Here is a 13,030-nt window from a genome sequence, read left to right on the forward strand (position 1 = left end):
CAAACGCAAAAAAGATTTGTGAAATGAGTTGTTTTTCTACCTCTGGGGTAAAAATAGAATATATCCATCCCAGTTATAAATCTAGCAAATGCTTGGAATGAAGGTCGAATAATGAAGAAGTTAAATCAAATAATGTTTGCAATGATTGCAGCTTCGGCAGCATTAAGTGCAAATGCCGCTCATGTATTGGTTGTATTGTCTGATGAAGGACAGTTACAGCTAAAGAATAAGCAGGTTTTTAAAACGGGCTTTTATCTTAATGAGTTGATGCAGCCTACAAAAATGCTTTTAGATGCAGGGCATACCGTAACATTTGCCACTCCAAAGGGGAAAGCTCCAACGTTAGATAAGTCATCAAATAATGCAATGTATTTTAATCAAGATGAAAAAGCATTAAAGCAGTATGCTGGTTTATTACATGATCTAAAGTTAACTTCTGCTCAAGATTCTCCTGTTGTAAGTCTGGCGCGTATTGAGCAAATTGGTATAGATCAATTTGATGCTATTTATATTCCGGGCGGACACGCGCCTATGCAAGACCTATTAAAAGATAAACAGCTTGGAAAAGTACTTACAGCTTTTCATAATGCAGGAAAGCCTACAGCTTTGGTTTGTCATGGTCCTATAGCCCTGATGTCAACTTTACCTCATGCTGCGGAAGCCATTAAGCAACTTGAACAAGGTAAAAAAGTTAAAACTGGAGAATGGATTTATAAAAATTATCAGATGACAGTAATTAGCAATCAAGAAGAAGAGCAAGCGAAGAGCTTATTAAAAGGTGGTGAGATGAAGTTCTATCCACAAACTGCATTAGAGTCACTTGGAGCAAAATATCAAAGCAATACGAAAGCTTGGTCGCCAAATGTAGTGATGGATCGTGAACTTATTACTGGACAAAATCCAGCTTCGGCTGTTCTTGTCGGTAAATCTTTATTAGAAAAATTAAAATAACTATAGAGGTTAAAGAGACTTTATAAATAAAGTCTCTTTTATTATATGGATTTGGAAAGTTAACGTTTTAAAGGATTACATATGTTATTTAATCGGCATAAACTGTAAACTATGCGCTATTTTTATGATTTGGCTTATCTTCTTATATTTATCTAGATAAGTTTTTTGGACTTTTGAGATATTTCCTCTTATGAAAGCGTCACTCCGTTTACGTCTTGATCAACTCTGTGATCGTCATGAAGAACTTACTGCATTGCTTGCAGATGCAGAAGTGATTTCCGATAACAAACGTTTCCGTAAACTGTCTCGTGAACATAGTGATTTAACTGAAATTACCGAAGTTTGGGGCAAATACCGTCAAGCAGAAGAAGATATTGAAACTGCTGAAATGATGAAGTCGGACCCTGACTTTAAAGATATGGCAGAAGAAGAAATTCAAGCAAATAAAGCATTGCTTGAAGAATTAGAAAGCCAGCTTAATATTTTGATGATTCCAAAAGATCCAAATGACTCTAATGCTGCATATTTAGAAATTCGTGCTGGGACGGGCGGTGATGAAGCTGCAATTTTCTCAGGCGATTTATTCCGTATGTATAGCAAATATGCCGAATCGCAAGGTTGGCGTATTGAAGTCCTTTCTGAAAATGAAGGCGAGCATGGTGGTTTTAAAGAAGTCATTTGCCGTGTAGATGGTGATGGTGTGTATGGCCGCTTAAAGTTCGAAAGTGGCGCGCATCGTGTACAACGTGTTCCAGCAACTGAATCACAAGGTCGTGTGCATACGTCAGCTTGTACAGTAGCAATCTTGCCTGAAATTGACGTTGATACTAACGTTGAAATTAACCCGGCAGATTTGCGTATTGATACTTACCGTGCATCAGGTGCGGGTGGTCAGCACATTAACAAAACCGATTCGGCAGTCCGTATTACTCACATTCCAACCGGTACAGTCGTTGAGTGCCAAGAAGAACGTTCACAGCATAAAAATAAAGCTAAGGCGATGGCATTGCTAGTATCACGTCTAGAAAATGCTAAACGTGCAGCAGCCGATGCAGCAACTTCTGAAATGCGCCGTGATTTGGTCGGTTCTGGTGACCGCTCTGAACGTATCCGTACTTATAACTACCCGCAAGGACGTATGACGGATCACCGTATTAACCTAACTTTATATAAGTTAGATGCCATTATGGAAGGTGATCTAACGGAATTGCTCGATAGTTTACATCGTGAATATCAGGCAGATCAGCTTGCGATGCTTGCACAGGAAAATGGCGGCTAATGAATATTGCTCAAGCGCTTGCAATTCGTGGTGAGCCTGACAGTTATGAACGACAGGAAAATGCTTGGTTACTTGAGCATTTTCTAAAAATCAATTCACTCGAATTAAAGTTCAGACTTGAGCAAGAGTTAACAGCCCAACAAGAGCAAGATTACTTGGCTGGTCTTGAACGTATCCAAAATGGTGAACCTTTAGCCTATGTGACAGGTTCGCAGCCATTTTGGACGCTCGATTTAAAAGTAACGTCGGATACTTTAGTGCCACGACCAGATACTGAGGTTTTAGTTGAAACTGTTTTAAATCTAAATTTGCCAAAGAATGCAAATATCGTGGATTTGGGAACGGGAACAGGTGCAATTGCGCTTGCATTGGCAAGTGAACGTCCAGACTGGTTCGTCACAGCAACTGATATTTACGCACCTACTTTAGAAGTCGCAAAAGAAAATGCACAAACACATGGCTTGCATCATGTGAAATTTGCTTGTGGCGCTTGGTTTGAAGCACTAGAACCCCAACAATTTGATTTAATTGTTTCTAATCCGCCGTACATTGACCCTGAGGATGAACACATGCAAGCTTTGGCAACAGAGCCGCGCCGTGCATTAGTTGCAGACCATCATGGGTTAGCCGATATTGAAATTATTATTGCTCAAGGCAAAAACTGGTTAAAACCGCAAGGCTGGATTGCACTGGAACATGGTTACGATCAGGGGCAAGCTGTTCGAGGCATTTTCGCAGAGCATGGTTTTAGTGAGATTAGAACTATACAAGACTATGGCCGAAATGATCGAGTCACTTTGGCATGTTGGATTTAAAGTTATTTTTGTAGCGTATCACGCCAACGTAACAACCAGTTTTCTATAAGTTTCATAAAAGTATCGGTTATTTTACCCAATAGCGCCAATAAAATAATTGCAATGATAACAATATCTGGTCGAGACGTTTCTCGGCCATCACTGAGTAAATAGCCAATCCCTTGTGTGGCCGCAATCAGTTCAGCTGCAATCATAAACATCCACGATAAGCTTAAGCTGTTACGTAAACCCGTTAAAATGCCCGGAGAGGCTGCTGGTAAAATAATAGATATAATTCGCTGAAAAGCATTAAGCCGATAAACTTTTCCAACTTCAATGAGCTTTTTATCTACATTATGAATCGCTGCAACTGTATTGGTGTAGGTTGGAAAAAATGCTCCAATTGCAATAAGCGTAATTTTCGAACCTTCGTCAATTCCTAACCAAAGCAATAACAGTGGAATCCAAGCAAGACTTGGGATCGACTTAATTGCTGAAAAAGTTGGTTCTAAATATGCTTCTGCCTCTTTACTTAATCCAACCCAAATCGCAAAAATTAAACCTAAACCACTCCCTATAATAAAGCCGAATAGAACACGCCACGTACTAATATAAATATGGGCAAATAGGTCGCTATGAGCTAAATCTAAAAAAGATTGCCATAAACTAGACGGTGCGGGGAGTAGATAAGCATCGATATAGCCATTTCTGACTAAAAACTCACAAGCCGCTAAAAAGATGAGTGGAATGAGTAACGCTTTAAACCACCGTGTAAATTTATGGTTTAAATGCTTTTTCTGTGATTTTAGAGCTTGCTGAGCTAAGAAATGATTTAGCTCAGCTTTGTTAAATGAATCACTCATATACTATTTCACGACTTTTTGAGCAAAACGTGGATCTAATAACTGATCAACCACTTGGTTGACATTGGTGCCTTTTCTAACCAAGTCTTCTTCAGTCAAAATTTTCCCAGAACGTTTTAGTGCTTGTGCTTGAGTTGCTGTTGGAATACTTTGATCAAAGTTGGTTCGGCTCAATTGTAGTTTAGCCACGGGTAGAGGAAGTTTCGATTCTTGAGCTAAAAGTGCTGCCACTTTATCTGGATTGGCTTTTGCCCATTTTCGGGCTTGTTCGTAGGCTTTAATAACTGCTTCAACCGCTTCAGGGCTTTGCTTTGCAAAGTCTTCTTTCACGCTAAGCACGCTATAACTATTAAATGCTATATTACGATAAAGCAATTTGGCACCTGATTGAATTTGAGCTGAAGCCATTAAGGGATCAAGCCCCGCCCAAGCATCTACTTGGCCACGTTCTAATGCGGTTTTGCCATCTGGATGTTGTAAATGGACCAGTTGTACATCGCGTTTACTTAAGCCTACTGTTTCTAGTGCTTGTAGTGTAAATAAGAAAGGATCGGTTCCTTTTGTAGCTGCAATTTTCTTACCTTTTAAATCTTTTAGACTTTTAATGGGTGAGTTTTTTGCGACAACGAGGGCGGTCCATTCCGGTTGGCTTTGTACATAAACAGTTTTAATTGGACTTCCATTCGCTCGACTTAATACAGCAGCTAATCCAGCAGTAGAAGCAAAATCGATACTATTACTGTTGAGATATTCTAATGAGCGGTTACTGCCTTGGCTGAAAACCCATTTAATTTGGGTATTTGGTAGTGCTTTTTCGAGAAGTTTTTGATCTTTTACCACTAGACTGGTTGGTGCGTAGTAGGCGTAATCAAGTTTAAGTGTAGTCGGAATTGCGGCAAAAGTAGATGAAGCAAATACAAACCCCAATGTTGATGCCAACAAAGTCTTTGGTAGAGAAAATTTTGATTTTAAAGACATGATAAAAATAAAACCGAAAATGAAATAATAGATCATCCTTTCATGTGTTTAGAGGCTTACAAACTTAGTTATTTTGATTTGTAAATCAGTTTGAAAGATAAAAGTTTGGATAAAATTGTAAATCTCTGTTTTTATAGTAATTATTAATTTTTTAAATAATGCATTTATCTGAAATATTGAATTTAAAAGACATAAATATCATAAGCTTAAGCCCTAATGCCTTAAACTTCATTCGATGTATATGTTATTGCTTGAATGTAGTTAAGTTATCTCGATAAGCGCCGGGGCTAACACCTGTCCATTTTTTAAAAGCACGGTGAAATGCACTCGGGTCATGGAAATTTAAGTCTTCACTAATGTCTTGTATTGAATCATTGCTTTTGCTTAAGCGTTCAATTGCAATATCACAGCGAATTTCATTTTTGATTTGTTGATAACTCACTCCTTCATGTTTAAGTCGGCGTTGAACGGTAGCTTCTGAAATATTGAGCTGCTGTGCGACATCTTTGAGTTCAGGCCATTCGGCTGGGTGAAGTTTCAATAAATGACGCCGAATAACAACACTTAATGCATTTTCATTTTTAAAGCGAACTAAAAGATTTTGTGGAGTTTGCTCTAAAAAATCGTAAAGCGCTTTTTTATCTTTTTTAATTTTTATATCTAAATAGTGCGCATCAAATTCAATCTGATTTATCTCGGCATTAAAGTCTATATCTTCACAAAAGCGTACCAAATAATCTTGAATATCGTTCGGTTTTGGACAACGTACCGCAATACTGTTTAAACTAATTCTTTGATCAACTAACCAACACATAAGCCCATGTACCAACATTAAAAAGGTTGCGTAGGTAAACATACGTTTGGGTTGTTCTTGATCATGAATCACCAAATAAGCTTTTTCTTGTTCTCGAATGAGTTCTCCTCGTATATCGTCAAGCACAAAATTAAAAAACTTCAAAATATCGTAGAGTGCTTTTTCTAAAGTTTCAGCCGTACTGACGAGTTTTGTAAGTAATTTATAACTACCACGGCGCATAGGGTGACTATCCATGCCAAAAAACTCGTCATCCATGGCATTGGCAAGTTCTATCCATAATTGTGCATACGTTGCTACCGGAACACGCGCTTTAGGTGTCATAAGTAATTCAGCAGGAATGCCAGCTTTATTCAAAATAATTTGAGTATTGAGCCCTTTGGCATAAGCCGCACTTAATGCTTCATGTACCAGTGCAATCGAAATTGTTCCTTTACTTAAAGAAGATTGGACAACCATGTCAAAGACTCATTTTTTAGGTATTTCACGTGAAATATTTCATATTCAAAATTTGGATTGATCAAAAGCTGCAAGCATTTTGAGGTTTTTTGAAATTGTATCGGAAAAAAACAACTTTTACTCTCACTACTAAGGTTAAAGAACATTTCTATAGGACGTTACATAATGAAAATTCAAGGAAAACATTTTGTGATTACAGGTGGTGGCTCTGGTTTAGGGGCTGCAACTGCTGAGTATTTGGTAAAGCAGGGTGCCTCAGTCACATTAGTAGACATGAATATAGAAGCAGGTGAGCAGCAGGCGAAACAGTTAGGGCCAAAAGCTGACTTTGTAAAACTTGATGTAACCGATGAAGCAGCTGCTGAGCAGTTCTTTAAAGATGTGTTGGTTAAACATGGTCATTTGCATGGTTTGGTGAACTGTGCCGGTATTGGCCCTTCTGCAAAAGTAGTTGGTCGTGAGGGCGTTCATGACTTGGGATTATTTGCAAAGACTTTAAATATTAATGTCACAGGTACATTTAACATGTTGCGTTTTGCAGCAGATGCAATGAGCAAAAACACGGTTGAAGAAGGTGAAGAGGACCGTGGCGTCATTGTTAACACTGCTTCTGTTGCAGCATTTGACGGTCAAATTGGACAGGCAGCTTATTCTGCATCAAAAGGCGCTATTGTTGCGATGACTTTACCGATCGCTCGTGAGTTAGCACGACATGCCATTCGTATTATGACCATTGCACCGGGAATTATGGAAACTCCAATGCTTAAGGGTATGCCACAAAATGTACAAGATGCTTTAGGGCAAATGGTGCCGTACCCATCTCGTTTAGGAAAACCAGAAGAGTTTGCTCGTTTGGTTGCCCATATTGCTGAAAACTCTTACTTAAATGGTGAAGTCATCCGTTTAGATGGTGCAATTCGCATGGCAGCAAAATAATAAAATAAGGATGTTGAAATGATTCTAAATGCTGAACAAAGTATGGTTCAGGAGATGATGCGTAACTATGCGCAAAATCAGTTAAAACCAACTGCTGCACATCGCGATAAGACCCATGAATTTCCGGCTCAGGAATTAAAAGACTTAGGCGCCCTAGGCGCTATGGGGATGACTGTGCCCGATGAATGGGGCGGTGCCGGAATGGATTATGTATCTTTGGTACTCGCAATTGAGGAAATTGCCGCAGGCGATGGTGCTATTTCGACAATCGTAAGCGTACAAAACTCTTTGATTTGCGGTATTACACTGGCATACGGTTCAGAGCAGCAAAAACAAACCTATTTGCCAAAATTTGCTTCTGGTGAATGGCTAGGATGCTTTTGTTTAACTGAGCCACATGTCGGTTCCGATGCGAGCGCGATTTTATGCAAAGCTGAGCGAGATGGCGACCATTGGGTACTCAATGGCGTAAAGCAATTTATTACCAGTGGTAAAAATGCTCAAGTGGCTTTGGTATTTGCGGTTACAGATAAACAGGCTGGCAAAAAAGGAATTTCGTGTTTTCTTGTACCCACGAATACACAAGGCTATTTGGTGACTCGTATTGAAGACAAAATGGGTCAACATGCTTCGGACACCGCAACCATTACGTTAGAGGACTGCCGGATTCCTTTAGAAAATTTGGTGGGACAAGAAGGTGAAGGTTATAAAATTGCGTTATCTAATTTAGCGGCTGGACGTATTGGTATTGCTGCTCAGTCTGTTGGTATGGCAAGAGCTGCTTTTGATGCAGCCGTGCAATATGCAAACGAACGTAAGGCCTTCGGTGTAGAGCTGGTTCAGCATCAGGCGGTTGGTTTTCGCTTAGCCGATATGGCAACTCAGATTGAAGCGGCACATCAGCTAGTTTTGCATGCTGCAACTTTAAAAGATGCGGGACTACCTTGTTTAAAAGAGGCCTCAATGGCGAAACTCTTTGCATCAACTATGGCTGAGCGAGTATGTTCGGATGCAATCCAGATTCATGGCGGTTATGGATACGTCAGTGATTTCCCTGTTGAGAGAATTTATCGGGATGTCCGTGTAAGTCAGATTTATGAAGGTGCTTCTGATATTCAACGTTTGGTGATTGCTCGTGAAGTGGCTCAAGTTTAGATCATAAGGTATTGAGTTTTTAAACTTAAAACTGCAAGAAGCCGCACACCATGTGCGGTTTCTTGCAATTGAAATGATGCATTTTTGCTATTAGTTTTGTTTGAAATAGATGGAAAAGTTGAAGAAATATTCTTCGAGCTTTAGCTAAAACAATAACAGTCAGGACAGATTTTGTGGCCTTACACAAAATCAATCATCAAACGGAATGAAGGTGAGCATCATGAAAACTTTGGCAGAAGCTTATCAGCAATTTGATCTTACAAGGCTCATCGAAGAGCAACTTGTTGGGCATCCCCAAGCAATAAATGCTTATGTTGAGTGCTGTGAGCGTTATGTAGGAAAAAATAAAACAGCGCTTATCTGGGAAGGAAAAAACGGGCAGGCAGAGCACTATACGTTCGAACAACTTGCTGAACTTTCTGGAAAACTTGCTAACTTCTTTAAAGCACAAGGAATTCAAGCTGGAGATTGTATTGCAGGACTTCTACCAAGAACGCCTGAGTTATTAATTACAATTTTGGCAGCATGGCGTATAGGCGCTATTTATCAGCCTTTATTTACTGCCTTTGAAGCAAAATCGATTGATCACCGAATTACGACTGCTCAAACTAAATTGATTGTGACCAATGATGAACAGCGCCCTAAACTGAATACCTTGAATGTTCCGGTTATTGTAACTGTTCATCAAACAGGTCTTTTATCTGAGCATGACTTTGATTTTTGGCAATCTTTACAACGCTATTCTGAGCAATGTGAGCCAGTAAATCGTAGCTTTGATGATGACTTTTTAATGATGTTTACCTCTGGTACAACTGGACTTGCGAAGTCTGTACCTGTTCCACTAAAAGCAATTTTGGCATTTAAAGGTTATATGACCCATGCCGTTGATTTGCGTGAAGAGGATATGTTCTGGAATCTGGCAGATCCGGGCTGGGCATATGGTTTGTATTATGGCATTACCGGGCCTTTAAGCTTGGGTCATGGCATTATTATGGATGAGCGTTCATTTAATGTAGATCAGGCAATTGAGTTAATTAAAAAGTATAAAGTAAGTAATTTAACAGGATCACCAACAGCATTTCGAATGTTCTTTGGTTTTAAGGAAAAATTTGACCCTTCAATTAAACAACATTTACGCGTAGTCAGCAGTGCAGGTGAGCCATTAACTCCTGAGGTTGTGAACTGGTTTAAACAAGATTTAGAGGTCAATATTTTTGATCAATATGGCCAAACTGAGCTAGGCATGGTAATTGCGAACCACCATGCGCTTGAGCATCCATTAAAAGTAGGTTCAGCTGGTTTCGCAATTCCTGGACATCGTTTTGCGGTGTTAGACCAAAATTATCAAGAATTGCCAACTGGTGGTGTTGGTATTTTGGCAATGGACTCGGAGCAATCTCCATTGATGTGGTTTAAAGGTTATGGTGGCAATAATCGCAAAGCCTTTGTTGGCAAATATTATTTAACTGGTGACACGGTCACTTTAAATGAACATGGGGGCATTGATTTTGTGGGACGTGCTGACGATGTCATTACAACCTCGGGCTATAGAGTTGGACCATTTGATGTTGAAAGTACTTTATTAGAGTGTGAGGCCGTATTAGAGTCAGCAGTGATTGGTAAGCCAGATCCGGAACGAACCGAAATAGTCAAAGCTTTTGTGGTACTTAAGCCTGCTTATCAAGCGTGTGAAACATTAAAAGATAAGTTACAGCAATATGTTCGTAACCGTTTATCTCGTCATGCTTATCCAAAAGAGATTGAGTTTGTGGACAGTCTACCGAAAACCACGAGCGGAAAAATTCAAAGAGGACTGTTGAAGCAGCAAGAAATTGCAAAAATGCAGCAAGCCTACGCAAGCTAATTTGAACAAAGGGAAATATTTAGAATTTCCCTTTATTCTTTATATTAAAGATCGGCTTTCACTTCCTCGCCAATTAAATAAAATGTGCCACCAGCAATATAGTGCAGACTACGAAATTCTTTTGGTGCATCCTGAAAATGCCAGTGCCCATCTCTAAAAACGCGACTATCTGCCCATGCACCTACAACAGAACCAATAAATAGGTCATGGGCTGACTGATTATGTGGCTCAGGAATAACTTTACATACCAGCCAAGCGATGCAACCTGATACAAGTGGGCTACTCAGGCCTTCTTGATAGAATAGCTCAACCCCGCAGTGTTCAAGTTTTTGTGGGTCATCTAATTTGCTAATGGTACCAAGTTGCTTGGTCATATTGAGCTGTGCATAGCAAGGAACTTGTAGTGTGAAATAACCACTTTGCTCAACCAGCTGTCGGGTTTTAGTGCTTTTATCTAAAACGACAGTCACTTTGGCAGGCTTAAACTCTAAGGCACATGCCCATGCGGCAGCCATCACGTTACGGTCATCACCATGCTGAGCAGAGACTAGTACAGTAGGACCATGATTTAACAAACGATAAGCTTTTTCTAACTCTACTGGTGCAATATATGATTGGGACATATTTAGCCTAAGTAATACAGAAAATAGATAGCCTTATTGTTGCAGAAAGTGTGAGAGAAGTAATGTGATAGGGTATTAACCGAATAAAAAAAGTTGTTTGCATTTTATAGCTTTCATAATGATTGACTTAGTCATAAAATCATTTGGCTTCTAAGTGAAAGGATTAACGTGTGACCGAGCTTCAAGATATCGATTTTGTAGAGTTAAGTGATGAAGAAATGCATCTCTATAGCCGTCAGATTTTACTTGATGGATGGGATATTGAAGCTCAGGAAAAACTCAAACTTGCTAATGTGCTAATTGTCGGTGCTGGCGGAATAGGCTGTAGTAGCGCGGAACTACTTGCACGAGCAGGAGTCGGGAAAATTACCCTCATTGATGCAGATACCATTGAGATAAGTAATTTACAACGACAAATCGCATTTGGTCATGAAGATATTGGACGTTATAAAGCTGAAGTTTTAGCTAAACGGTTACAGAAAATTAACCCTTATATCTGTGTTGAATACTTTAATGAACGTTTAGACGAACATAACATTGATAAACTAGTTGAACATCAAGACGTCGTTTTAGATGGCTGTGATAACTTTACAACGCGTTATTTAGTGAATGCAGCTTGTAAAAAGCATCAGGTCGCATTAATTAGTGCTTCTGCAATTGGCTTTCAGGCGCAAATGTTTATGGCCGAAGGTGATTCAGCTTGTTATGAATGTTTGTTCCCGAAAGAACAACATGCCAATGAAGGGCTGCGATGTGCGGAATCTGGTGTGCTTGCGACTACACCTGTAATGATTGCGTCATTACAAGCACATCACACTTTATTGTATTTAGGACTAAACAGAACGCCGCTAAAACAAAAACTGTTACTTTGGGATGGGTTAAATATGATGCAACGTATTGTTAATTTTGATAAAGACATAAATTGTCCACTTTGTCAGGCAAGCTAATCAGCAAATAAACCAAAATTTGCTACACTTGATTTGAATATTCTGGTTTTAAAGAAATATGAAAAAAAATATTTTATTTGATGGATTGCGCTCTGTTGCCCGCATCGGTGAAACCGCAGTAGTTGCGGCTAAAGCCGGTATTAAGTATGCAACTGATAAGCCAAGTAATGCCAAACTCATGCGTGAGACTTTTGAGTCGCTTGGTTCAACATATATTAAGCTTGGTCAGTTTATCGCGAGTACCCCATCGCTATTCCCACGTGAGTATGTAGAAGAATTCCAAGGCTGTTTAGACCAGACCCCAACTTTACCTTTTAGCTATATTCAAGGTGTACTTGCGTCTGAGTTTGAAGGGCGTGATTTAAGCCAGATTTTTAGTTATATCGATGAAACACCACTAGCTTCTGCCTCAATTGCTCAGGTTCATGCGGCTAAATTAACTACTGGTGAAGATGTCGTTATTAAAGTACAAAAACCGGGTGTTGAAACCATTTTGTACACTGACCTAAATGTGGTGCATTGGGCTGCTAAATTACTTGAACGTGCGGTACCTAAAATTAAATTTGCCGCTCTTTCTGACATTGTTGATGAAATTAAAACCCGTATGGTGCGTGAAGTCGATTTCATTGAAGAAGCACAAAATTTAGATGACTTTGTGGAATATCTAAATATTTCCCAAAACCAAGCTGCTACTGCACCTAAAGTTTATCATCAGTTTTCTACGCGCCGTGTTTTGACCATGCAGCGTTTATATGGGGTACCTTTGACAGACTTTAGCGTGGTTAAACAATATGCTAAAGATCCATCGCAAGTACTCATTACTGCCATGAACACATGGTTTGGTAGCTTAATGCTATGCAAGAGCTTCCATGCTGACTTACATGCTGGAAATCTAATGCTGCTTGAAGATGGCCGTGTTGGTTTTATTGATTTCGGTATTGTAGGGCAGTTAAAGCCGGAAGTTTGGACAGCATGTATTGCATTTATGGATGCTTTACAAAAAACTGATTATCAGGCAATGGCTGAAAACATGCTCAAAATGGGTATGACCCATAATAAAATTGACGTTCAGGTTTTAGCACAAGATCTAGAGCGTTTATTTAATGGTGTGTTAATGGCTGATCCACAGCAGATTTTGGCTTCTAATCCAGCCGATTTAAACGACATCATGATGGATATGGTAGCTGTTGGTGAGCGTCATGGTATTAAATTCCCTCGAGATTTTGCCTTATTATTTAAGCAAATGCTTTATTTCGATCGTTTTATGCGCGTACTCGCACCTTATACTGATATTTATGCAGACCAACGTTTGAAAATGGTTCAAAATATGGAACCTGCTTCGTTGTTAAAGCACTAAGGTCAGTTTA

The 13,030-nt window shown here is 39.4% G+C and carries 12 protein-coding genes; 8 read left to right on the plus strand and 4 right to left on the minus strand.

The features are described from left to right. Positions 1–111 precede the first annotated feature (111 nt). The 3 genes from MKL36_RS14620 to prmC all read left to right on the plus strand — a co-directional run bounded on the left by MKL36_RS14620 (position 112) and on the right by prmC (position 3,045). Positions 112–951, plus strand: coding sequence for a type 1 glutamine amidotransferase domain-containing protein (locus tag MKL36_RS14620; protein WP_021510409.1), 840 nt, complete (start codon positions 112–114; stop codon positions 949–951). Positions 952–1,141: 190 nt separating this feature from the next. Further along, positions 1,142–2,230 (plus strand): peptide chain release factor 1, encoded by a 1,089-nt coding sequence (gene prfA / locus MKL36_RS14625; RefSeq protein WP_000648005.1) that lies wholly within the window; start codon positions 1,142–1,144, stop codon positions 2,228–2,230. Beyond that, positions 2,230–3,045: a peptide chain release factor N(5)-glutamine methyltransferase gene (prmC, locus tag MKL36_RS14630; RefSeq protein WP_021510410.1), complete on the plus strand. Its 816-nt coding sequence runs from the start codon at positions 2,230–2,232 to the stop codon at positions 3,043–3,045. The genes prfA and prmC overlap by 1 nt, the downstream gene beginning before the upstream one ends. A 2-nt stretch (positions 3,046–3,047) precedes the next feature. Here the strand turns inward: prmC and MKL36_RS14635 are convergent, their stop codons facing one another. The 3 genes from MKL36_RS14635 to MKL36_RS14645 all read right to left on the minus strand — a co-directional run bounded on the left by MKL36_RS14635 (position 3,048) and on the right by MKL36_RS14645 (position 6,138). After that, positions 3,048–3,887 (minus strand): ABC transporter permease, encoded by an 840-nt coding sequence (locus tag MKL36_RS14635; protein WP_021510411.1) that lies wholly within the window; start codon positions 3,885–3,887, stop codon positions 3,048–3,050. Between the two features lie 3 nt (positions 3,888–3,890). Then, positions 3,891–4,865, minus strand: a complete 975-nt coding sequence (locus tag MKL36_RS14640) for an aliphatic sulfonate ABC transporter substrate-binding protein (RefSeq protein ID WP_000054100.1) — start codon at positions 4,863–4,865, stop codon at positions 3,891–3,893. A gap of 244 nt (positions 4,866–5,109) precedes the next feature. Further along, a complete protein-coding gene (locus MKL36_RS14645; protein ID WP_002055849.1) occupies positions 5,110–6,138 on the minus strand; it encodes an AraC family transcriptional regulator in 1,029 nt (342 codons plus the stop codon). Between the two features lie 165 nt (positions 6,139–6,303). On the opposite strand from MKL36_RS14645, the gene MKL36_RS14650 reads away from it, so the two are divergent. From MKL36_RS14650 to MKL36_RS14660, 3 genes are all read left to right on the plus strand, one after another. Beyond that, positions 6,304–7,074 (plus strand): 3-hydroxyacyl-CoA dehydrogenase, encoded by a 771-nt coding sequence (locus tag MKL36_RS14650; protein ID WP_021510412.1) that lies wholly within the window; start codon positions 6,304–6,306, stop codon positions 7,072–7,074. Between the two features lie 18 nt (positions 7,075–7,092). Next, positions 7,093–8,229 (plus strand): acyl-CoA dehydrogenase family protein, encoded by a 1,137-nt coding sequence (locus MKL36_RS14655; RefSeq protein ID WP_000602467.1) that lies wholly within the window; start codon positions 7,093–7,095, stop codon positions 8,227–8,229. Positions 8,230–8,449: 220 nt separating this feature from the next. Continuing rightward, the gene (locus tag MKL36_RS14660; protein WP_000853306.1) at positions 8,450–10,093 is read left to right on the plus strand and encodes an AMP-binding protein; all 1,644 of its coding nucleotides are present in this window, start codon (positions 8,450–8,452) and stop codon (positions 10,091–10,093) included. 44 nt (positions 10,094–10,137) lie between these two features. Here the strand turns inward: MKL36_RS14660 and MKL36_RS14665 are convergent, their stop codons facing one another. After that, positions 10,138–10,716 (minus strand): flavin reductase family protein, encoded by a 579-nt coding sequence (locus MKL36_RS14665; RefSeq protein ID WP_016685217.1) that lies wholly within the window; start codon positions 10,714–10,716, stop codon positions 10,138–10,140. A 170-nt stretch (positions 10,717–10,886) separates the two neighbouring features. Here MKL36_RS14665 and MKL36_RS14670 point away from each other — a divergent pair, with 170 nt between their 5' ends. Both MKL36_RS14670 and MKL36_RS14675 read left to right on the plus strand, forming a co-directional pair. Beyond that, positions 10,887–11,663, plus strand: coding sequence for a HesA/MoeB/ThiF family protein (locus MKL36_RS14670; protein ID WP_021510413.1), 777 nt, complete (start codon positions 10,887–10,889; stop codon positions 11,661–11,663). A 58-nt stretch (positions 11,664–11,721) separates the two neighbouring features. Next, positions 11,722–13,020 (plus strand): ABC1 kinase family protein, encoded by a 1,299-nt coding sequence (locus MKL36_RS14675; RefSeq protein ID WP_000739367.1) that lies wholly within the window; start codon positions 11,722–11,724, stop codon positions 13,018–13,020. The last annotated feature ends 10 nt before the right edge of the window (positions 13,021–13,030 follow it).

The organism is Acinetobacter sp. AOR12_HL (assembly GCF_027855275.1).
GTDB classification, from domain to species: Bacteria; Pseudomonadota; Gammaproteobacteria; order Pseudomonadales; family Moraxellaceae; genus Acinetobacter; species Acinetobacter baumannii.